This is a genomic window from Salinibacterium sp. 10G20-15 (assembly GCF_057365065.1).
The window spans coordinates 329,261-349,816 of the sequence record NZ_CP195118.1 but is presented as its reverse complement, the minus strand read 5'-3'; the positions used below and the strand labels follow the sequence as shown (position 1 = coordinate 349,816).

The following is a 20,556-nucleotide window of genomic DNA, read 5'->3' as shown; positions in this document are numbered from 1 at the left end:
GAATCAAATCGTCCGTATCCGAACGAGTTGGGTTCCACAATGGCGAAGACAGGGCGTCCTAGTCAAGCGTTTTAAGAAATTCATTCGGATGCGAACTGTTTTCGGCTACACTCTGGCGCATGACCGAACTCAATGGATTCCTTCCTCCACTCACTCCGCAAGGGTCGAGTTCGCTCGTGCCGAAGATGCCCTGGTACTACTCGGGAACGCTGCTCACTGTCGAGTACTTGACCGATCCAGCCAACGTACGTGCGATTCTTCCTGACGATATTGACCTCGCTCCCGAACAGCCCGGCGCAGTAGCTCTCGTGTGGGCTGATTGGCAATCGTGCAGCACGGGCGGTCTCGAACTGCTCGACCCGGTGCGCGCCCAATACCTCGAAGCGTTCGTGGTCGTGCGCTGCTCTCACAAGGGCGTTATCTACAGCCGCTGCGTCGCCATCTGGGTCAACAAAGACTTCGCCATTGGCCGCGGTTGGTTCCAGGGCTACCCCAAGAAGCTCGGCAACATTGCCGTTACTCGAGTTTTCAACACGGGCAAGGCCACCCCCAAGCTTGAGAACGGTGGCCAGCTCGGCGCCTCCATCGCGGCCTACGACCACCGCCTTGCATCGGCGGTCGTGACACTGCGCGAGCCAGCAGAGAGCAACGGCTTCGTCAACGGTCACAAGATGCTGCACAACCGCTTCATGCCGTCCATCAGCAAGGATGCGGGAATGTCGCTCGACCAGCTCATCACCATGGGGGGCACCGACGTCGAGATTGGCGAGACCTGGAAGGGCGATGCCGAGCTTCACCTCGGTGACTCCCAGTGGGATGAGTTGCACTCGATCCTGCCCGTGCACGAGATCCTCGGCGGCTACTACCGCGAGATCGGCGTCACCTTCGATGGTGGCGAACTCGTAGAAGACCGCTCACAGGCGATCTAAGCGCCCGACTGCGGCAGCGGCATCCGCTCGCTGCTGCAGTCGATGCAGCCACGTACAGCGGCACACAGAAATGCCCCGCCGAATGAATCGGCGGGGCATTTCTGTGTCTCAGGCCGTTACCGGCTTAGTAGTCGGCGAAGTACTCGTCGATCTCCCACTGACTCACCTCTCGCGTGGTTTTGTCGGCCACGGCGTCTTCGTAGCGCATCACTTCGTCACGCTTCAGCACGCTGAAGACATCGATGACCGTGCTGCCCATGGTCTCGCGCATCACGGTGTCGGCGTCGAGAGCGTCGAGCGCGGCGTTAAGCGTCATCGGTAAGACCGGTGCCGACTCGTCTTCGTAGGCCCAGCCCTCGACCGCTGCGGGGGCCGTGAGCTTGCGCTTGATGCCGTCGAGGCCGGCAGCCAGAGTGGATGCGATGAGCAGGTACGGGTTCGCTGCCGGGTCGCCGAGGCGAACTTCCAGTCGCGTGCCCGCGCCGCGCTCGGGCGGAACCCGCAGCATCGCGCTGCGGTTGTCGTGGCCCCAGTTGGCGCGGTACGGAGCCAGGGTGTCGGGGCCGAGACGCTTGTACGCGTTGACGGTCGGGTTCGAGAGCGCCGCGAGTGAGCCAGCGTGTTCGAGGATGCCGCCGATCATGTGGTTGGCCATCTCTGAGAGCCCAGAGCCGCCATCCGACATGATGTTGTTGCCGTCGTTGTCGACGACCGAGAAATGCAGGTGGAATCCGCTGCCACCTTCGTCGTCCCAGGGCTTGCCGACGAAGAGGGCGTGCTTGCCGGTGCGAGCGACGATGTCACGCACTGCGGTCTTGAAGAGGAAGGTGCGGTCAGCGGCATCCAGTGCCTCGCTGTGCCAGAGGTTGATCTCGTACTGCGAGGGGCTGAATTCGTGGTTGCCGGCGAAGACGCCGATGTCCATGCCGTCGAGCATGCGCATAAGGTTCAGAAACTCGCCGCCGGGGTCGACGCTTTCGCCGGTCGTGTAGACGCGACCCGTGCGACTGAGGCTGCGGCTCCAGCCGTTCTCTTCGTCGTAGTTGGCGATGTAAAATTCCAGCTCCGGGCCCACGGTGGGGGTGAGTCCGAGGGCGGCGTAATCGGCGATGACCTTCTGCAGCACTGAACGGGGTGCAATTTCACTGACGCTGTGGTCGGGGTTGAAAGCGTCGCCAACGACGAGGGCAACTCCAGGTTCCCACGGCATCATCGTGAGGGTGTTCGGGTCGATCTGAGTGAGAAGGTCGGGCAGTCCAGACGACATGATGTCGTTTCCGTCGAGCACGTCGCCGCCGGTGGTGGTTACCCAGACGCCCTGGCAGAACAGGGGAGACTTCGCGCGGTGCAATTGGCTGACGAGGAGATCTTTGGAGCGGGTAATGCCCAGTACATCCGGAAAGATCAGGCGCAGAACATCAATCCCTTTGGCCTGCAGATCTGTCTGGAGTGCTGCTATGTCGAGAGTCATTCTTCCTCCGAAAAATAAATCGTTCGGCACTGAACGATTAGTGAGATACTAAGCCACAGAGCGGTGTGGCTGTCTACTCATCGCGGGAAATTTACCGGAAAGGTACACAGATGAGAGCCCTCTTGGTACAACATGATCACGTCACCGCCAGCGGCCCCGTGGGCGATCGGCTGCGCGAACGCGGCTTCGACATTGACGAGATCATGGTTGTCACTGAGGAGAACTTCGAGAACCCGAATGTTGATTTTGATTTTCCGGATGTCTCGGGCTACGACCTTGTCGTTCCCATGGGGGCCCCGTGGGGCGCCTGGGATGACGGCTGCATTGGCAACTGGTTGACTCCAGAGCTGGAGTGGGTGCGCTCCACCATCGAGGCGGACATCCCGGTGTTGGGCATCTGTTTTGGCGGCCAGCTCATCGCACGAGCGCTCGGCGGCACGGTTGCCCGCGGTGCGAAGTCGGAGATCGGTTGGACCGCCATTCATAGCGATGACACCTCGCTGGTCTCCAACGGCCCGTGGTTCCAGTTCCACTACGACCAGTGGACGATGCCCGAAGGCGCCGTCGAGATCGCCCGCAACCCTGTAGCGCCGCAAGCCTTCACTTTTGGTCGCAGCTTGGCGCTGCAGTTTCACCCCGAATTGAACACCGCGATCCTTCAAGGCTGGCTAGACCAAGGCGGAATCAACGAAGTGATTGCAAGTGGTCAAGATCCTCAGATTATGCTCGCTCAGACGCGGGCCGAAGAGAACGTCGCCGCACAGCGTACAGCGGCTCTCGTCGACGCCTTCCTCGACCGCGTAGCCAAGCTCCGCTGAAGGAGCCCCTGAGGGCGGCGCATCGCGCTAGCGTAGGGTCTCCAGCGCCGCCATCACCTTGGATGCTTCGGTGTCAGGGTTCACGAATGCGAGCCGCAGCACAGTCTGGCCGCGCCATTTCGTCGGCACGCAGAGGATGACACCGTCGTGCGCGACGTGCTTCGACCAGACGGAATACTGTTCTGCCGTCCACCCGGTGCGCACAAACAGCAGCACCGAGAGCTCGGGCTCGCGCACGAGTTCGAGGTAGTCGCTCTCATCGATAGCCTGGGCGACCGCACGCGCGGTCGATACGGAGGCTTCGATCGCGTCCCGATACTTGTCGGTGCCATGGGTGGCGAGACTGAACCACAGAGGAAGTCCGCGCACGCGCCGCGAGAGGTGCAGGGCGAGCTCGCTGGGGTTCCATTCGTTGCGGTCGATGGCATCCAAATAGCTGGCGTGCTGAGAATGCACGGCCCGGGCAAGCTCGGGTTCGCGATAAATCAGCGCACAGCAGTCGTAGGGCGCAAAGAGCCACTTGTGCGGGTCGACGATGAAGCTGTCGGCGCGTTCAATGCCGGTGAAGATGGGGCGGATGCTCGGGGCGGCGAGCCCCGCGCCGCCATAGGCACCATCCACGTGCATCCAGACACCGAACTCTTCACAGACGTCGGCGATGTCGGCAAGGTCATCGACGAGGCCCTCATTGGTCGTTCCAGCGGATGCCACCACGGCGAACACGTTCGGGTTCTGTTCGAGAACGGCCCGCAGGGCTGCCCCGGTCATGTGTCCGCGGTCATCGATGGGCACATCGACCCGGTCAACATCGAGCGCTTTCGCGGCCGAGTTGATCGAGGAGTGAGCGTTGGAGGTATACGCGAGCTGCCAACCGCCAGCGGGGCGACCGCCGCGACGCGTCTTGGCGGTTTCGCGGGCAGTCATGAGCGCCGAGAGGTTGCCCGAGGTACCACCAGAGACGAAGGTGCCGCCGGCTGTCTCGGGCCAATCGAGCAGGCCGATGATCCACTGCAGTGCTTGGTTCTCGGCAAAGACTGCACCCGCGCCGGACTCCCAAAGGCCGCCGAAAATGTTGGCAGAGCTGGTGACGAGGTCGAAGGCGACCGCCGCCCGCGTGGGCGCGGCGGCGATGTATGCGAGGTTCAGCGGGTCATCTTGAGCCCGCGTTGCCGGTTCCAGAATCTCGTCAAAAATCCGGAGCGCTTCTGCGCCGCCGATCCCTTCCGGACGGATCGCGTGACCAACCGCGGCCGCCAGATCGGCCGCCGGCCGCGCTGTGGAATAGGGGTCGGTTTCGCGGACCATTCTTTTGGAGGTCCAGTCGAGGGCGAGCTGCACTACTTCAGTCTCGTCGCCCCAGACTGCGTGGGGTCTGCCTTGTGGCCGCACTTCGCTCATGCAACTACCTCGCTCATGTGCCTACTTTGCTAATTCGACGCGTACCGGGAGTCGTTTGATTCCGTTGACGAAATTGCTGCGCAGACGGTCAGGTTCACTGAGCTTCGTCATTCCCGAGATTCGGGGCAACAGGTTCTCAAACATGATACGGATTTCGAGACGGGCCAGTGAGTTTCCCAGACACATGTGCGGGCCACCGCGACCGAACGCCATGTGCTCGTTCGGGTTGCGGGTGACATCCATTTGGTAGGGGTTTTCGAAGATCTCGGGGTCACGGTTTCCGGCGGCGAACCACGTGACAACCTTCTGACCTTCCTTGATGGCCTGACCATTGATTTCGGTGTCCTTCGTCGCGGTGCGACGGAAGTGGTAAACCGGGCTGGCCATGCGCAGGAACTCTTCGACAGCCCACGGGATGAGCTCGGGCTTCTCCTGCAGGAGTGCCATCTGGTCGGGGTTGTCCATGAGGTAGTTCATGGAGTGCGTAATGGTGTGGCGCGTGGTTTCGTTGCCGGCAACGACGAGTAGCAGGAAGTAACTGTTGAAGTCGCGCTCGCTGAGCTCTTGGCCGTCCATCGGCGTCTGGTTGACGAGGCGAGACACGAGGTCGTTGCCGTCCTTGCCGCGACGCTGGTTGGCGAGGTCATTGCCGTACTCGAAAACCTCTCGAGCGGCGGGGGAGCGGAAGGGCAGAAGGCGGAACTCTTCACTCTCGGCGGAGCTCGCCAGGACGTCAGCGTGTTCCGGATCGTCGTTTCCGATCATCCGGTTTCCCCAGTCGATCAGTTTGTAAATGTCGGTGTCGGGTACGTCGAGCATCTTGGCGAGAACACGGATCGGGAAGTCGGCAGCCACTTGGTCGACGAACTCGAATTCCGGGTTAGCGAAGGCGGCATCGAGGGTGCTGGCGGTGAGGCCGCGGAGGAAGGTTTCGTAGCCGGCGACCGCGCGGGGAGTGAACTCGCCCTGCATGAGGCGGCGAAGCGCGCGGTGACGAACGCCATCGGTTTCGAGCATCGACTTACGGGCTTCGATTTGTTCGTCGTCGAGCTCTTCGAGGTTGACCGTACCGCGCTCGCTGGAGAAGGTTTCGGTGTCCCGGAGTACGGACACGATGTCGTGGTAGCGGGTGAGCGACCAAAAGCCGTGGTTGGGCGCTGGTTCCTCTGACCAGTGCACCGGAGCCTCTGCCCGAAGCTTGTCGAACACGTTCCAGGGTGTGCCATTTTCGAACAGATCTAGGTCTGCCAGGGTGACGTTCGCCATTGAAGTCAACTCAATCCTCCGTGGGTTGTTTGGATACAAACAATACGATACTGGAACAAGTTTCTGCGAGTATTTGCCACAAATCTTTATAGACGGCAGGGGTTGGATAGAGTAACCGCAGCTAAATGCGAGCGAGGGGACCCTCCGTGGCCGGACCACACACACTCACTGAAACCGAACGCCAAGTACAGGCGAGAGTCGGCGGCCTGCCGCTCGACTATTCAGCAATGGCAGTTGCGTCGAACCTGTTTCGCGCCGCTAACGCGGTACGAAACCACTTCGAGCGCACCGTGCTCTCTGAACACAACCTGTCGTGGACGGCATTCGTGGTGTTGTGGGTTACGTGGATCTGGGAGCCCATCGAAACCCGTCAAATCGCGCTCGAGGGTGGATTCTCCAAGGCGACCCTCACCGGTGTGCTCTCCACTCTTGAGCGTCGTGGCTGGCTGATTCGGGAGCGAAGCGCAACCGACGGCCGCCTCGTCGTCGTCACTCTCACTGATCGTGGTCGTGAACTCATGACCGAGCTGTTCCCCGCCTTCAACGTGCAAGAGCAAGCCGTTACCGGGCCAGTCGCTCCGGAGCGTCGCGAAGAGCTCGCGGAGATGCTGCGCCTCATTACGGCGGGTGTTGAGCCCAAGCCTTAGATAAAGCACGTTTTTTGGTGATCTGTTGTCTTCAACGCTTGTTTGGGGTCTAATCACTCGCTAAGGTAAGTCATTAGTATCCGAATGACTTAACGGCGAGCGATTCGAGACGGGACAACTATGACCAACGTTCAAGTAGCCGGAGTGACCGTCGATACGCGGCACTTCATCAATGGAAAACGCGTCGCCTCAGACGAGACGTTCACCAACACGTCACCGATCGACGCCAGCCCCCTCGGAGAAATCTCCCGCGGCGGTCAGCGTGAAGTCGACCTGGCTGTCGCTGCCGCTCGCGCAGCATTCCCCGCATGGGCAGCCACCAGCCCGCAAGACCGGGCAGCCATCATGCACAAGATTGCCGACCTCGTTGAAGAGCGCGTCTCCGAACTTGCCAACGTCGAGACGATGGACAACGGGGCGCTCCTGCGCAGCCACCTGCGCGGTGTGATGCCGCGCGTGGCCCACAACTTTCGGTTCTTCGCCGACTACCTCGTGAACGACCTCGGGCATCCGGACTTCGAAACTCGCGGCCACAACAACCACGTCTCGTGGGACCCCTCGGGAGTCGCCGCGCTCATCACTCCGTGGAACGCGCCGCTCATGCTCGCTACGTGGAAAATCGCTCCGGCGCTTGCCGCGGGAGACACCGTTGTGCTCAAGCCGGCCGAATGGACGCCGCTCACGGCATCGCTACTGGCAGACATCACCGTCGAAGCTGGTCTGCCCGCCGGCGTCTTCAACGTGGTTCAGGGCTACGGAAAAGAAGCGGGCGCTTCGCTCGTTGCTCACCCCGACCTCAGCCGCATCTCGTTCACCGGTTCGGTGCCGACCGCCAAGTCGATCGCCCGTGCCGCCGCCGACAACCTCACCCCCTGCAGCTTCGAACTCGGCGGCAAGAGCCCGTGCATCGTCCTCGAAGACGCCGACCTCGAGCTCGCCGCAACTCTCGCGGTCGAGCAATACGACAACGCTGGCCAGGTCTGCCTTTCCGGCACACGCATCCTCGTTCACGAGAACATTGCGGATGCTTTTGCCGAGGCTTTCAAGGCCAAGGTTGCGACCCTGCGTCAGGGGGACCCTCGCGACATCGAAACCGACATCGGGCCGCAGGTTCACCGCGTGCACTTTGAGCGCATCAAGGGATTCGTTGATCGCGCGAAGGAAGGCGGAGCCAACATTGTTCTCGGTGGTGAGCCGAACGCCGAACTTGGTGGGCTCTACTTCTCGCCGACACTCGTCAAGAACCCCGAGGTCGGTAGTGAGATCGTCACGCAGGAAGTCTTCGGTCCGGTGCTGACGATGCAGACCTTCTCGACGGACGACGAACTCGTCGCGATGGCAAACGGTACCGAGTTTGGACTCGCTGCCATTCTCGTCTCGGGAAACCGCGAGCACGCTGACGTGATCGCCAAGCAACTGGTCGCCGGAACGATCTGGGTCAACTGCTTCTTCGTGCGTGACTTGAGAGCGCCTTTCGGTGGATCCAAGAAGTCGGGTGTTGGTCGCGAGGGTGGCACGTGGTCGTTTGATTTCTACGCAGATGTAAAGAACACGGTGGTTTCACCGAACGGATGGAAGGAATAGTCATGGGAGAAGTAGTTGGCGCTGGGCTGATCGCCCACGTACCTACAATCATGTTGCCCAAAGAGATCCGTATGGAACTCAATGAGGGCAAGGACTCAACGCTCGTTGAAGGCCTCGAACGACTCCGCAAGGACTACTTCGAGAACGACGATTACGACACTGTTGTCGTGCTCGACAGCCACTGGGCGACCACGGTTGAATTCGTCGTTACGGCGCACGAGCGTCGCCACGGCAAGTTCACGTCAGAAGAACTGCCCCGCGGAATGAGCGGGGTGCCGTACGACTTCATCGGCGACCCCGAGCTCGCGAAACTCATGGGGGAGCAGGCCGAAAAGAACGGCACCTGGATCACCCCGATCGACGACGAGTACCTGCCGATCATGTACGCCACAATCAACCTGTGGGAGTACCTCGGCAAGGGGCTTCCTGACAAGAAGTGGGTCAGCGTTTCCATCTGCCAGACCGCGACCGATGAAGACTTCCTTCGGGCAGGTCGTGCCATTGGCGAAGCGATTGCCAAGAGCGATCGCCGCGTCATGCTGCTCGCCTCGGGAGCGCTCTCGCACACGTTCTACAAGCTGCGCGATCTGCGCAAGCACGAGATGGCCGATCCGGCCCACATTTTCTCGGATGCTGCCCGCGAGGCAGACTACGAACGCCTCGACTGGTTCAAAGCTGGCGACCACGCTCAGGTGCTGCAGACCATGCCCGCGTTCCAGAAGGTGCGCCCCGAGGCCATGTTTGGACACTGGCTCATGACCGCGGGTGCGATCGGCGAAGAAGCCTGCACCGCCCCTGGCGTGATGTACAGCGAGTACGAAAATTCGATCGGCACCGGTCAGGTGCACGTCTGGTTCCCGAAGCCCGAAGGCGGCTTCCCGGCAGCAAAGGATGTGGTCCTTTCTCGTGACTGAGTTCCGCAGAGTACTTCTTAATGGCTACCCGACGCAGGTAACGCGTCACGGTGACGTTCTCGTCGCCGGTGATGGCCGCGAGGTGGGAGTCGACGAGGCAATTCACCTGCCGCCGACCGAGCCGAGCAAGATCATCGCCGTGCACTTGAACTACGCCAGCCGCACCGAAGAGTTCATGACAAAGCTGCCCGCTGCGCCGACTTACTTTCAGAAGCCGGTCACCGCGCTCAACGCTCACAAGGGTGATGTCGTGCGGCCTGAGGGCTGCAAGTGGTTGAACTTCGAGGGCGAGATCGTCATTGTGATCGGCCGTACGTGCCGCAATGTTTCGCCCGACCAGGCCAGCGACTACATCGCCGGCTACTCGATCGGTAACGACTACGGTCTGCACGATTTCCGCGACACGGATGCCGGTTCCATGCTTCGAGTCAAGGGCAGCGACACGCTCGCTCCTGTCGGCCCCGGTCTTGTGACGGATTGGGATTTCCGCGGCAAGCAGTTGCGCACCATCGTGAACGGTGAGGTCAAGCAAGACGACAACACCAACAACATGGAGTGGGACATGAACTACCTCGTGGCCGATATCGCTCGCACGATCACGTTGAGTCCCGGCGACATGCTGTTCTCGGGAACGCCCGCGTTCTCGCGTCCGGTGCAGCCTGGCGACGTTGTTGAGGTCGAAGTTGAAGGTCTGGGCACGCTGACGAACCGTATCGTTACAGGTCCGACTGCGATCCGTACCGACGTGGGGGCACAGCCCACAGAGTCTGAAGAGGTAATGTCGACCGCACTGGGTGGCGACTGGGAGTTCCGAGGAATTCGAACTCCGTCGAAGGATCTGTACCCATCGAAGATTGAGGAAAAGCGATGATCAAAATCGAAGTCGACATGAACCAGTGCCAGCACTATGGCCAGTGTGTTTTTGAGGCACCAGACAACTTCAAGCTCAACGATGACGACAAGCTCGAGTACGTGGCCGAAGCGCCCGACTCGGAGCGTGACAACATCGAAGCCGCTGTTGATGTATGCCCGATGCAGGCCATCCGAATCGTCGAATAGTGTCTGAGGCTAACCCCGCCGCACCGGTCGTAATTGTCGGTGCGGCGATGGGTGGGCTGCGCGCGGCGGAGTCTCTTCGCCGTTCGGGCTACACCGGCGCTATCCGCGTGGTTGGTGAAGAACTTCACGCGCCTTATAACCGTCCACCCCTCTCTAAAGAGGTGTTGGCCAGCGATGTGACCCACGAGGCTGTGGCGTTCCCGTCGCGTGCCGAAATGGGCGACGTCGAATGGATGCTCGGAGTGCGGGCAACTGCGGTCGATCTCGATGCGCACACTCTCACCACCGACGATGGGTCTGTGCAGGAGTGGCGTGCCCTGGTTATCGCGACGGGCCTGCGCGCTCGCCGCTTGGATTTTGCCGCAATCGCCGGGCGTCACGTTGTCCGTTCGCTGGATGATGCGATGGCTCTGCGCGCCGAACTCACCGAGGGTGCGCGCGTGGTTGTCGTCGGCTCGGGCTTCTTGGGCTGCGAACTGAGCGCCACCGCTCGCAAGCTCGGCTGCGCGGTCACGATTGTGACGCCGAGTGCTGAGCCCATGATGCGTCCGTTGGGCGACCTCGTCGCGAAGGAAATGCGTCGTCGACTCACCGATGAGGGCGTGGAGATTGTCTCCGGCGTCACGGTTGCAGCGATCAACGGCGAGACTGCAGTTGAGTCTGTTGTGCTGAGCGATGACCGCGTTATCGAGGCCGATGTCGTGATCGAGTCGGTTGGCTCGCACTGCAACATCGAGTGGCTCGAAGGAACGAACCTCGACGTCTCCGACGGAGTTCTCGCTGACAACGCGATGCGCGCAGTCACGACCGACGGTCGTGCTCTCGATGACGTCTACGTTGTGGGCGATATCGCTCGCTTCCCGAACCCCATGTTCGATGACGTTCCCCGTCGAATCGAGCACTGGAACATCCCGACCGACACCGGCAAGCGTGCGGGCGCCGTGCTCGCAGCGCACCTCGCCGACGACGGATCCTTCGCCGATGTGGTGGCGAAGCCTTTCGCTCCGATGCCGTCGTTCTGGTCGAACCAGTTCGAGATCAAACTGCAGGCTTACGGTCTCTTGGGTTTGGTATCGGATGACGACATTCGCGTGCTCGAGGGAGACCTCACCGACCAAGCTGCCGTGGGTTACTACCGCGACGGCCGTCTCGTGGGCGTACTCGGAATTGGCCTGAAGGCCGCGCTGTTGCCGTATCGCAAGCAGATTGCGGAGGGCGGCGCGTAGCCGCACTCGAACCGCGGTCTCTGGGCAGTGGAGAAGCGGGGTCGTAGGCTGGGCTTATGACTCCCGCTTCGACTATCGCCGTTGCCCAGTTCGTTCCTGGCCATGATCGCGATGAGAACATCGCGCAGATCACCGAGCTCGCTGAGCGCGCCGTTGAGCGTGGCGCGAGTTTTGTGATCTTTCCGGAGTACTCGTCGTACTTCACCGCCTCGATGGGCGAAGACTGGGTCACGGCCGCCGAGCCTCTCGATGGTCCTTTCGTGCAGGCGTTGACCTCGCTCGCGCAGCGGTTGCGGATTCATGTCGCTGCGGGCATGTTGCAGTCGAGTGACGAAGATAACCGCTTCTGGAACACCCTCGTCGCGGTTGCTCCCACCGGTGCCATTGTCGCGACCTATAGCAAACAGCACCTCTACGACGCCTTCGGTCAGCGCGAATCTGACTGGGTCATTCCCGGGTCGATTGGCGCGCCGCAGACCTTCGCGTGGGAGGGCTTCACCGTCGGTTTGCAGACTTGCTACGACATCCGTTTTCCGGAGGTGTCACGCCGATTGGTGGATGCCGGGGCCAACCTCATTGTGGTGCCCGCCGAGTGGGTGCGTGGTCCGCTCAAGGAGTACCACTGGCGCACGCTGCTCACGGCGCGGGCCATCGAGAACACCGTCTTTGTCGCAGCTGCTGACCATGCCCCGCCGATCGGTGTCGGTAACAGCATGGTCGTCGACCCGATGGGCGTGGAGCTCGTGACGATTGGGGAGCGCACGGATGTCGCTGTCGCTCACATCGAGCACGCTCGCCTCGACGAGGTGCGCGCGACCAACCCCGCGCTCTCGTTGCGTCGCTACGGAGTGCACCCGCTCGAGGAGCGTTAGGCCGAGCGCCGCTGTTCCGGTTCTCGAACTTCGGCCCAGACCTCATCGAGAGAAAGCCCGATAGCGTCGGCGACGGCCGCGATGGTGGGGAATGCTGGGGTCGCGATGCGACCCGTCTCGATCTTGCGCAGTGTTTCGGGCGAGATACCCGCGGCAAGGGCGGTGTCGAGGATCGATCGTGCGCCTCGCCCGCGCCTCAGCGCCATACCGAGGCGTTTTCCGCGGTTGACTTCAGAGGGGGAGAGCGGCAATCGGACCATGCGTCGATTCTATACCGGGATAATATGGCCGGTATAGTTATTCGAAACGTTCTGGTGTGGAGGCCTCAATGATCGAAATTCTTAGCCCGGAAGAATTGTTTCGTGCGAGGCAGACGGGGGCTCTGGTCGCCCACATCTTGCAGACGTTGAAAGGTCGAGCGAAGGTCGGCACTAACCTGCTCGACATTGACCGTTGGGCTCAATCGATGATCGTGGAGGCCGGGGCTACCTCGTGCTACGTCGACTACGCACCGTCGTTTGGGCGCGGTCCGTTCGGACACTACATCTGCACGGCCGTGAACGACGCGGTACTTCACGGGCTGCCCCACGATTATGCGCTCGCGGAGGGTGACCTTCTCACCCTTGACCTTGCGGTGATTCTCGACGGTGTCGCGGCAGACTCGGCGATCAGTTTCGTGGTCGGGGAGTCGCAGCCCGCCGAGAGCCTCGCATTGATCGATGTCACGCAGCGGGCTCTCGTCGAAGGCATTGCCGCTGCGCGACCGGGCAATCGCATCGGCGATATTTCGCACGCTATCGGTACGGTGCTGAGCGAGGCCGGGTACCCCATCAACATGGAGTTCGGCGGTCACGGCATCGGCTCCACGATGCATCAGGATCCTCACGTTGCCAACAATGGGCGACCAGGTCGGGGCTTCCCGCTTCGCTCAGGAATGCTGCTGGCGCTTGAGCCATGGGTGATGGCCGACACTGACGAACTCGTCACGGATGCCGACGGTTGGACTTTGCGTAGCGCGACCGGGTGCCGCACGGCCCACAGCGAGCACACGATCGCCATCACCGACGATGGTGCAGAGATCTTGACCGTCGTTCGCTAGTTGCGCAGCTTCATCCCCGAAAGCTGAGCCGCGGCACGATCGAGTACGTCGGACTTCTTGCAGTAGGCGAAGCGGATGAGCGTGTTGTAGTCGCCGTGGTTTGCCGGATGCACGAATGCAGTTACGGGGATTCCGACGACTCCGCTGATCTCGGGAAGGATGCGGCAGAAATCTGCACCGTCCGTGACTCCCAGTGGTGCGGCATCCGCAATGATGAAGTAGCCGGCCTGAGGCGTGGTGACGTCGAAACCTGCGCTGCGCAGCCCGGCGCCGAGGGTGTCGCGTTTGCGGGCGAGGCCGCTGGCAAGGTCGGTGAAGTAGCTATCGGGCAGCCCGAGTCCGGTCGCGATGCCTACTTGTAGCGGTGCGCCATTGACGTAGGTGAGGTACTGCTTCACGGCCATAATGGCCTGCAGGATGGGCTGGGGCGCGGTGATCCAGCCGATCTTCCACCCGGTGGTGTTGAACGTCTTGCCGCCGCTGGAGATGCTGATCGTTCGCTCGAATGCGCCGGGCAGGCTCGCGACAGGAATGTGTTCGTGGCCAAAGGTGATGTGTTCGTACACTTCGTCGGTCACGATGAGCGCGTCGTGTTTGTGGGCGAGCTCGACGATTAGTTCGAGCGTCGCCCGGTCGAGCACACTGCCGGTGGGGTTGTGCGGACTGTTGAGGATGATGAGGCGAGTGCGCCCGCTGAAGGCGGCCCGGATGTCGTCATGGTCGGGCTGGAAGCTCGGGGAGCGCAGCGGCACCGTCACGTGGGTGGCGCGCGCGTAGTTGATCATGGCCCCGTAAGCGTCGTAGAACGGCTCAAGAGTGATGACTTCGTCGCCTTCGCTCGTGAGGGCGAGAATCGTCGCGGCGAGGGCTTCGGTGGCTCCGGCAGTCGCGAGCACTTCGGTGTCGGGATCAACGTCAATGCCGTAGAACCGCTGCTGGTGCTCGGCGATCGCGTTGCGCAGAACGGGGAGACCGTTGCCGGGCGGGTACTGGTTGGTGCCGTCGCTGATGGCCTTGCGGGCGGCATCCAACACTTCAATGGGGCCGTCTTCATCGGGAAACCCCTGGCCCAGGTTGATAGCGCCGCTGGTGACGGCGAGGGCCGACATTTCGGCGAAGATTGTTTGGCTCAGCTGCCCATCGGCGCCGAGCAGCATGGCGCCATTGGCGGCGCGTTCCCAAGATCCGGTGACTGTCATCGTGCGCCAAGCCTAGCTACTTGCGGTGCCGGATGCCGCGTCTGGTTGTGGAAAGTTGAGGGCCTGAACCGTGCCGGGTGTTTAGCGTCGTTGTATGCGGCTACCGAACCTCGTACGCGCATCGGTTGGTGTGCTCCTCTTAGTTGTGCTGAGCGGATGCACGACCACCGACGCTCCGCCCCCACCTTCCCCGACGGCAACCTTCGTGGCCCCCTACGCGACCGACGAAGAGGCGCTGGCTGCGGCAGAGGCCGCGTATGCGGAGTACCTGCGGGTGATCAACGACGCGTTGAGAACTGGAAATGTCGATAAGTCTGCTCTTGAAGCCGTCACGGCAGGCACGGAGCTGACCGACGCTCTAGACGTCTACTCTGGGATCGCGGCCGAAGGAAAGCGATCGACAGCTGACATCACTTATGACCAAGTGGTACTCCAACGGTATTCGCGAGATGGCTCGCCCTCGGAGGTGATTACGATCTATGCGTGTGAGGACTTGTCGGAAGCCTTTCTTGTAGATTCCGATGGCAAGCGCGTCCGGGAAGATGACATCCCTCCTCGGACTATGCAGCTCACTTTTGACTACAATGCACCCGTTTATGGATTGCGGCTCTCCGATCGTCAGGTCTGGGATGAGGCTCCTTGTTGAGGGTCGCATTTCTACTTGTCTCAATTGTTCTGATCGTTCTGCCGCTATATGGGGAGGGGGCGGTTTCCGTCACCGCTCGTACGTGTCAAGCAGGCGCGGAATTGAACGGGAGCCCTGATTGCCAGACAGAGGCCTCTACTAGTCCAGGCGCAGTCGACATCGAAGGCACGAGAGGGGTTACAGGAACTCCTGGCGGCGGATCTGGCGACGCCGAAGGTGTCGCACTCGAACCCATTGCTGAGCCCGTCGTCAACTTGCGATGTGGCGAGGGCGTGCCTCTGGGGTGCAAGGTCATCGGCACCCCACCGCCAAAAGCTACCGACGCAACGGGCCCGCTCAGTATCACCGACATCGCCACGTTCCGCCCGCAACCTCCGACCGCAGCAATGCAACCCAACCAGTGGATGATCGTCGGCCTCGACACCAACTTTTACGCCACCGCATCCACCCATGTTGTTGATGGCACTCTTTTCGGTGGCACCGCCCAAGTCCGCTTCACCCCGATCGGTTACGACTGGGACTACGGCGATGGCAGTACCGCTAGCCTCAGCAACCCCGGCAGAACCTGGGCCAAATACCGGATCGCCGAATTCGATCCCACCCCCACCAGCCACGTCTACGACGCCCCCGGTGACTACACCATCACCCTCGCCGTGACCTACGCCGCCGAATATCGGGTAGCCGGCAGTAGCTGGCAAAACGTTGTCGGGACCCTCACTATCGTCGCCCCGCCGCTGACTGCTACCGCAGGCCATGCCACCACCGTCCTCGTTGATCAAGACTGCAACGCGAACCCCACCGGCATCGGCTGCTAGCCCCAACCTGAACGCGGCCCAACACAAAAACCGCACAAAACTGGCACTTCAGCGAAAATCACCAAGAATCCTCAAGTCAACCGCGCAGCCAGCCCACAGGCGAACTAAATAGAATGCACAGGTTCGCGGTGGAGGCTAGCACCGCTGAAAGGAGCACACCATGACCGAGGTCCCCGAAGAACCCACCGCCAACAACACACCCGACAACGACAGCGCACCCAGCGCCCCTCAACCCTCCAGCGCCCCCGAAACCACCGCGGCCTCCACCGCCGCAGCGAACACGGCAGAAACTGCCGCCGGTGCCAACAACGCACCCCCACATATTTCCTCCACCGACGCGGCAGAAAGCGCTTCGGTCGAGACGTCGCCCGCCGCCGATCCCATCACGCCGGGAGCTGCAGTCGCCCCCGCCGGTCCCGTCACTTCGGGCATCGCGCCCACGAACGCCGAACCCACACTCAGCGGCCCCGCGGCCTCCAACGCTCCTGGCGCTGCCTTCGGCGCTGCCGCCACGACGCCCCCTGCAGAGTCCGGCCCCACCAAGAAACCACGAATGACTCTCGGGCTCGTCGCCGGATTCGCCATCGTCGCCCTGCTCGGCGGAGCCTCCGGTGCTGGCGTCGCGCTGTGGGCTGTTGGCAACCAAGCCACATCAGCAGTCAGCGGAACCGCGAGCCCCGCATCCATCACCGTCAACGACCCCGGAAACGCCACCCTCGTCACCTCCGTCGTCGCCAAAGCAGCCCCCGCTATCGTCACCATCAACGTGACCGGCCAGAACAGCGGCGGCAGCGGTTCGGGAGTCATTATCAGCGAAGACGGCAACGTGATCACCAACGCCCACGTCGTCACCCTCGACGGTGAAGTCGCCGACCCCAAAGTCACCGTCACCACCGCCGACGGCAGACTTCTTGCGGCGACCGTCGTCGGATTCGACCCAATCTCCGACATCGCCGTCATCAACATCGACGACGCAAGCGACATGCCCTACATCAACATCGCCGACTCCAGCGAACTCAACGTGGGAGACAACACGGTCGCAATCGGTGCCCCCCTCGGCCTCTCCGGTACCGTGACCAGCGGCATCGTGAGCGCCCTCAACCGCAGCATCACCATCGCCTCCGCGGCACTGCCGGAAGATCCAGAAATCAGCCCTGATGCGCCCGACGACAGCCAAGCGCCCGACCTGTGGAACTTCGACCTCTTCGGTGAAAATGGCCAACGTGGCGGTCAAGGGGCGACCAGCCAAGCCAGCGTTGCCCTCGCCGTCATCCAAACCGACGCCGCGATCAACCCCGGCAATTCTGGCGGAGCGCTGCTGAACTCCGAAGGAGAACTCATCGGCATCAACGTGGCGATCGCGTCCTCCGGCGGGAACGAAGGCAGCATCGGCGTTGGGTTCGCAATCCCCTCCAACGTCGCCAGCCGAGTCGCCAACGAAATCCTCGAAACCGGCACGGCAACGCACGGCCTCCTCGGAGCATCCGTCGCCGACGTCACCGACGACCCCGCCCAAAGCGACGCCGAAGTGGTCGGTGCAAGCATCGTAGACATCTCCAACGGAGGAGCGGCAGCGGACGCCGGACTCAAGGTAGGCGACATCGTCACCGGATTCGACGGACTCCCCATCACCAATAAGACCGACCTCACTGCTCAAGTGCGGGCCTACTCGGCAGGTGAAACCGTTCCCCTCACCTACGTCCGCGACGGCAAGGGATACACCGTCGACGTGACCCTCGGTTCCCTCCAGTAACCGAACCAACCACGCATGCGGCGTGTGCGAGCCCCTCGGCTCGTGCACGCCGCATACGTGTGTAGAAAAGCCGCTGATCGCAAGCGACGCGATAAGCTCTACCGGACAACCCGGTCCTACGTATTGGAACTCATGGCAAAGAAGGCTCAAGCCCTCACTGGTGTGTCGTACGTGATGCCCGTACTCAACGAAGTTGAACACATCGAGGCAGCCGTCGACAGCCTCACAGCGCAAGACTACGAAGGACCCTTCGAAATCGTGCTCGCACTCGGTCCGAGCGTTGACGGTACCAACGCCATCATCGACGAAATGGCGCGACTCGACCCGCGCATCCGTCACATCCCCAACGAACTCGGTTCCACCCCGGGCGGGCTCAACGCCGCCATTCGGGCCTCCACCCATCCCATCGTGGTGAGAGTAGACGCCCACTCGGTGCTCCCCACCAACTACACACGCATCGCGGTCGAAACGCTCGAACGCACCGGAGCCGACAACGTCGGCGGCATCATGAAGGCGCAAGGGCGAACCCCGTTTGAGCGTGCGGTAGCCCATGCCTACGGTTCGCCTGAAGGGCTTGGCGGAACCCAGCACCACACCGGCGGCGACGAAGGTCCCGCCGACACCGCCTACCTCGGAGTTTTCCAACGTGACCGACTCGTTGAAGTTGGCCTTTTTGACGAAGACATCAAACGCGGCCAAGACTGGGAACTCAACCGGCGCCTTCGCGCCACCGGCGGCACCGTGTGGTTCACCCCCGAACTCGAAGTCGTTTATCGCCCGCGCTCGAATCTACGCAAGCTCATCCGTCAGTTCGTCGCTACGGGAATCTGGCGTGGCGAACTCGCGCGCCGCTTCGGCACCGCGAACTCGCTGCGCTACTTCGTGCCACCACTCGCAGTTCTCGGAACCGCCATCGGACTCGTCATCGGCATCATCGGCAGCGTCACTGGAATCAACTGGTTCGCTCTCGCCTACGCGGCCCCCGCCGTCTATGGCCTCTTTGTCGTTGCGGCAACCGCTGTCGCTGCCGCACAAGAGGGGCTACGATCAGGTCTTTGGTATCTGATCGTGTTGCCGTGCATCCACTTCGGATGGGGCAGTGGGTTCATTCTCGGATTCCTGAAGCTCACGAAAAATATCACTGCGCAAACGGGAAGGTAACACCGTGTCCCCCCACACACCCTCGCAGCCCGCTGCGCGCCCCGCCTCCATCGCTCAGCTGCGCGAGATAACGCAACCTCCCGAGGTTCGGCTCCGCGCCAACGCCGAGCACTGGACCGCGTCACTGTATTTGCGCGACCTCTCTCCCTACCTCACGTGGATGCTCCTCAAAACGTCCATCAGTGCTAACGGTGTTACCGGGCTCATGATTCTCAGCGGTTGGCTCACCGCCGCAGCACTCCTCATCCCCGGACTCACCGGCGCTGCGCTCGCGCTGATCCTCGGCCAATTGCAGATGCTCGTTGACTGCAGCGATGGCGAAGTCGCGCGTTGGCGCAACACTCGTTCACCCGCCGGGGTCTTCCTCGACAAAGTGGGGCACTACAGCACCGAAGCTCTCATCCCGATCGCTTTGGGCATCCGAGCCGCAGGCTGGCCTCTCGACTTCCCGGCAGACTTCGCCTGGACAACCGCAGGTTACGCGCTCGCGCTCATCATCGTGCTCAACAAAGCGCTCAACGATATGGTTCACGTCGCGCGCGCCAACGCTGGCCTTGAGAAGCTCAGCGACCGCAAGGGCGAGGCCGAGCCGAGCCACAGCCTCGTCGCTAAGCTGCGCCGCTTCGCCCGTTTCGTGCCGTTCCACCGCCTGTACCACTCGGTCGAACTCACGATGATCGCCTTCGCCACCGCCATCATCGCGCTCTTCGTGCCTGCTCTGGCCGCTGAGCGCACCGTGCTGCTCATTTTGCTTCCGTTGGCGCTGCTCGCGCTCGGCGGGCACTTCGTCGCCATCATGGCCTCCAAGCGCGTTCGCTCATGACCCACCGCGTTGGCGTCGTCTCGCTCAGCCAGGGCAAGCGCCCCGACGATCTGGCGCGCGGCCTCGCCTCGCTGCAGACACAGCAAGGCGTCGAACTCGATGTGATTGTCGTCGGCAACGGCTGGCAGCCCAGCGGGCTTCCGGATGGCGTCCGTGGGCTTCACCTCGAATCCAACGTGGGCATTCCAGCGGGCCGCAATCGCGGTGTGGAGCACGTGCAGGGGGACTGGATCTTCTTTCTCGACGACGATGCCAGCATCCCGTCACCGACATTTCTCAGCGATGCGATCGCGATCATGCAGGCCGAGCCCAGCATCGGACTCCTGCAGCCGCGTGTCGAAGACGCCGAGGGTAAAGAGAACCCGCGCCGCTGGATCCCACGCATCCGCAAGGGTGACCCCGCGCACTCCAGCGACGTCTTTTCCGTGTGGGAGGGTGCCGTTCTCATGCCGCGCCCGCTCTTCGACGAGATCGGCGGCTGGGGCGACCCGTACTTTTATGCTCACGAAGGCATAGAGCTCGCTTGGCGCGTGTGGGGCGCCGGTAAAAGGGCCTGGTACGCCGGAAACCTCCTGGCGAACCACCCTGCCATCGACCCCGCCCGTCACAGCTACTACTACCGCCTCAACGCACGCAATCGCATCTGGTTAGCTAAGCGCAACCTGCCCGTGCCCCTCGTGCCCATCTACGTGGCCAGCTGGACGGCCATCCAGGTGCTGCGCTCGGCGAAGAACCCCGTGGGGATGCGTGCGTGGTGGGGCGGCTGGTTCGCCGGCTGGCGCGAGAACCCCGGCGGTCGTTGCAGCATTGGCTGGGCAACAGTGGGGCGGATGGCGCGTGCCGGTCGCCCTCCCGTGATCTAGCCACCACCACACC

21 protein-coding genes are annotated in these 20,556 nt (G+C 62.1%); 16 read left to right on the top strand and 5 right to left on the bottom strand.

Features of this window, described 5'->3' with window-relative positions:
* Positions 1 to 119 precede the first annotated feature (119 nt).
* Positions 120 to 929, top strand: coding sequence for an acetoacetate decarboxylase family protein (locus ACR3YK_RS01665; RefSeq protein ID WP_486175523.1), 810 nt, complete (start codon positions 120 to 122; stop codon positions 927 to 929).
* Between the two features lie 124 nt (positions 930 to 1,053).
* Here the strand turns inward: ACR3YK_RS01665 and ACR3YK_RS01660 are convergent, their stop codons facing one another.
* A complete protein-coding gene (locus tag ACR3YK_RS01660) occupies positions 1,054 to 2,400 on the bottom strand; it encodes a glutamine synthetase family protein (RefSeq protein ID WP_486175522.1) in 1,347 nt (448 codons plus the stop codon).
* Positions 2,401 to 2,510: 110 nt separating this feature from the next.
* On the opposite strand from ACR3YK_RS01660, the gene ACR3YK_RS01655 reads away from it, so the two are divergent.
* Entirely contained in the window at positions 2,511 to 3,218 is a 708-nt protein-coding gene (locus ACR3YK_RS01655) for a type 1 glutamine amidotransferase (protein WP_486175521.1), read from the top strand.
* Positions 3,219 to 3,245: 27 nt separating this feature from the next.
* Here ACR3YK_RS01655 and ACR3YK_RS01650 read toward each other — a convergent pair whose 3' ends face one another.
* A complete protein-coding gene (locus ACR3YK_RS01650) occupies positions 3,246 to 4,616 on the bottom strand; it encodes a pyridoxal phosphate-dependent decarboxylase family protein (RefSeq protein ID WP_486175520.1) in 1,371 nt (456 codons plus the stop codon).
* Positions 4,617 to 4,637: 21 nt separating this feature from the next.
* On the bottom strand, positions 4,638 to 5,882 hold the full coding sequence (locus ACR3YK_RS01645) for a cytochrome P450 (protein WP_486175519.1): 1,245 nt from the start codon (positions 5,880 to 5,882) through the stop codon (positions 4,638 to 4,640).
* 146 nt (positions 5,883 to 6,028) lie between these two features.
* Here ACR3YK_RS01645 and ACR3YK_RS01640 point away from each other — a divergent pair, with 146 nt between their 5' ends.
* The 7 genes from ACR3YK_RS01640 (at position 6,029) to ACR3YK_RS01610 (ending at position 12,184) form a co-directional block, all read left to right on the top strand.
* Positions 6,029 to 6,529 (top strand): MarR family winged helix-turn-helix transcriptional regulator, encoded by a 501-nt coding sequence (locus ACR3YK_RS01640; RefSeq protein WP_486175518.1) that lies wholly within the window; start codon positions 6,029 to 6,031, stop codon positions 6,527 to 6,529.
* 120 nt (positions 6,530 to 6,649) lie between these two features.
* Positions 6,650 to 8,113: an aldehyde dehydrogenase gene (locus ACR3YK_RS01635; protein WP_486175517.1), complete on the top strand. Its 1,464-nt coding sequence runs from the start codon at positions 6,650 to 6,652 to the stop codon at positions 8,111 to 8,113.
* Positions 8,114 to 8,115: 2 nt separating this feature from the next.
* Complete coding sequence (locus tag ACR3YK_RS01630; protein ID WP_486175516.1) at positions 8,116 to 9,027, top strand: DODA-type extradiol aromatic ring-opening family dioxygenase; 912 nt, start codon at positions 8,116 to 8,118, stop codon at positions 9,025 to 9,027.
* The gene (locus ACR3YK_RS01625) at positions 9,020 to 9,898 is read left to right on the top strand and encodes a fumarylacetoacetate hydrolase family protein (RefSeq protein ID WP_486175515.1); all 879 of its coding nucleotides are present in this window, start codon (positions 9,020 to 9,022) and stop codon (positions 9,896 to 9,898) included. Before ACR3YK_RS01630 ends, ACR3YK_RS01625 begins: the two co-directional genes overlap by 8 nt.
* Positions 9,895 to 10,086 carry a ferredoxin gene (locus ACR3YK_RS01620; protein WP_009774276.1) on the top strand — a complete coding sequence of 64 codons (192 nt, stop codon included), beginning with the start codon at positions 9,895 to 9,897 and terminating at the stop codon, positions 10,084 to 10,086. Before ACR3YK_RS01625 ends, ACR3YK_RS01620 begins: the two co-directional genes overlap by 4 nt.
* Positions 10,086 to 11,312, top strand: coding sequence for an NAD(P)/FAD-dependent oxidoreductase (locus ACR3YK_RS01615; protein ID WP_486175514.1), 1,227 nt, complete (start codon positions 10,086 to 10,088; stop codon positions 11,310 to 11,312). Before ACR3YK_RS01620 ends, ACR3YK_RS01615 begins: the two co-directional genes overlap by 1 nt.
* Positions 11,313 to 11,368: 56 nt before the next feature.
* On the top strand, positions 11,369 to 12,184 hold the full coding sequence (locus ACR3YK_RS01610; RefSeq protein ID WP_486175513.1) for a carbon-nitrogen hydrolase family protein: 816 nt from the start codon (positions 11,369 to 11,371) through the stop codon (positions 12,182 to 12,184).
* On the opposite strand, the gene ACR3YK_RS01605 is transcribed toward ACR3YK_RS01610, so the two are convergent.
* Entirely contained in the window at positions 12,181 to 12,444 is a 264-nt protein-coding gene (locus ACR3YK_RS01605) for a helix-turn-helix domain-containing protein (protein ID WP_486175512.1), read from the bottom strand. The genes ACR3YK_RS01610 and ACR3YK_RS01605 overlap by 4 nt on opposite strands.
* Positions 12,445 to 12,512: 68 nt before the next feature.
* Here ACR3YK_RS01605 and map point away from each other — a divergent pair, with 68 nt between their 5' ends.
* On the top strand, positions 12,513 to 13,283 hold the full coding sequence (gene map, locus ACR3YK_RS01600) for a type I methionyl aminopeptidase (RefSeq protein WP_486175511.1): 771 nt from the start codon (positions 12,513 to 12,515) through the stop codon (positions 13,281 to 13,283).
* Here map and ACR3YK_RS01595 read toward each other — a convergent pair.
* Positions 13,280 to 14,482 (bottom strand): aminotransferase class I/II-fold pyridoxal phosphate-dependent enzyme, encoded by a 1,203-nt coding sequence (locus tag ACR3YK_RS01595; protein WP_486175510.1) that lies wholly within the window; start codon positions 14,480 to 14,482, stop codon positions 13,280 to 13,282. The genes map and ACR3YK_RS01595 overlap by 4 nt on opposite strands.
* A gap of 94 nt (positions 14,483 to 14,576) precedes the next feature.
* Between ACR3YK_RS01595 and ACR3YK_RS01590 the strand changes: the two genes are divergently transcribed.
* From ACR3YK_RS01590 to ACR3YK_RS01565, 6 genes are all read left to right on the top strand, one after another.
* Positions 14,577 to 15,128: a hypothetical protein gene (locus ACR3YK_RS01590; protein ID WP_486175509.1), complete on the top strand. Its 552-nt coding sequence runs from the start codon at positions 14,577 to 14,579 to the stop codon at positions 15,126 to 15,128.
* Between the two features lie 272 nt (positions 15,129 to 15,400).
* Positions 15,401 to 15,943, top strand: coding sequence for a PKD domain-containing protein (locus tag ACR3YK_RS01585; RefSeq protein ID WP_486175508.1), 543 nt, complete (start codon positions 15,401 to 15,403; stop codon positions 15,941 to 15,943).
* A gap of 160 nt (positions 15,944 to 16,103) precedes the next feature.
* Positions 16,104 to 17,696, top strand: coding sequence for a S1C family serine protease (locus ACR3YK_RS01580; protein ID WP_486175507.1), 1,593 nt, complete (start codon positions 16,104 to 16,106; stop codon positions 17,694 to 17,696).
* Between the two features lie 132 nt (positions 17,697 to 17,828).
* Positions 17,829 to 18,857, top strand: a complete 1,029-nt coding sequence (locus tag ACR3YK_RS01575; RefSeq protein ID WP_486175506.1) for a glycosyltransferase family 2 protein — start codon at positions 17,829 to 17,831, stop codon at positions 18,855 to 18,857.
* A 4-nt stretch (positions 18,858 to 18,861) separates the two neighbouring features.
* Positions 18,862 to 19,680, top strand: a complete 819-nt coding sequence (locus tag ACR3YK_RS01570) for a CDP-alcohol phosphatidyltransferase family protein (RefSeq protein ID WP_486175505.1) — start codon at positions 18,862 to 18,864, stop codon at positions 19,678 to 19,680.
* On the top strand, positions 19,677 to 20,543 hold the full coding sequence (locus ACR3YK_RS01565) for a glycosyltransferase family 2 protein (RefSeq protein ID WP_486175504.1): 867 nt from the start codon (positions 19,677 to 19,679) through the stop codon (positions 20,541 to 20,543). The genes ACR3YK_RS01570 and ACR3YK_RS01565 overlap by 4 nt, the downstream gene beginning before the upstream one ends.
* Positions 20,544 to 20,556: the final 13 nt, after the last annotated feature.

Coding starts and splice junctions, on each gene's coding strand:
- ACR3YK_RS01665 (WP_486175523.1), top strand. CDS start 120: ATGACCGAACTCAATGGATTCCTTCCTCCACTCACTCCGCAAGGGTCG.
- ACR3YK_RS01660 (WP_486175522.1), bottom strand. CDS start 2,400: ATGACTCTCGACATAGCAGCACTCCAGACAGATCTGCAGGCCAAAGGG.
- ACR3YK_RS01655 (WP_486175521.1), top strand. CDS start 2,511: ATGAGAGCCCTCTTGGTACAACATGATCACGTCACCGCCAGCGGCCCC.
- ACR3YK_RS01650 (WP_486175520.1), bottom strand. CDS start 4,616: ATGAGCGAAGTGCGGCCACAAGGCAGACCCCACGCAGTCTGGGGCGAC.
- ACR3YK_RS01645 (WP_486175519.1), bottom strand. CDS start 5,882: ATGGCGAACGTCACCCTGGCAGACCTAGATCTGTTCGAAAATGGCACA.
- ACR3YK_RS01635 (WP_486175517.1), top strand. CDS start 6,650: ATGACCAACGTTCAAGTAGCCGGAGTGACCGTCGATACGCGGCACTTC.
- ACR3YK_RS01630 (WP_486175516.1), top strand. CDS start 8,116: ATGGGAGAAGTAGTTGGCGCTGGGCTGATCGCCCACGTACCTACAATC.
- ACR3YK_RS01620 (WP_009774276.1), top strand. CDS start 9,895: ATGATCAAAATCGAAGTCGACATGAACCAGTGCCAGCACTATGGCCAG.
- ACR3YK_RS01610 (WP_486175513.1), top strand. CDS start 11,369: ATGACTCCCGCTTCGACTATCGCCGTTGCCCAGTTCGTTCCTGGCCAT.
- ACR3YK_RS01605 (WP_486175512.1), bottom strand. CDS start 12,444: ATGGTCCGATTGCCGCTCTCCCCCTCTGAAGTCAACCGCGGAAAACGC.
- map (WP_486175511.1), top strand. CDS start 12,513: ATGATCGAAATTCTTAGCCCGGAAGAATTGTTTCGTGCGAGGCAGACG.
- ACR3YK_RS01595 (WP_486175510.1), bottom strand. CDS start 14,482: ATGACAGTCACCGGATCTTGGGAACGCGCCGCCAATGGCGCCATGCTG.
- ACR3YK_RS01590 (WP_486175509.1), top strand. CDS start 14,577: ATGCGGCTACCGAACCTCGTACGCGCATCGGTTGGTGTGCTCCTCTTA.
- ACR3YK_RS01580 (WP_486175507.1), top strand. CDS start 16,104: ATGACCGAGGTCCCCGAAGAACCCACCGCCAACAACACACCCGACAAC.
- ACR3YK_RS01575 (WP_486175506.1), top strand. CDS start 17,829: ATGGCAAAGAAGGCTCAAGCCCTCACTGGTGTGTCGTACGTGATGCCC.
- ACR3YK_RS01565 (WP_486175504.1), top strand. CDS start 19,677: ATGACCCACCGCGTTGGCGTCGTCTCGCTCAGCCAGGGCAAGCGCCCC.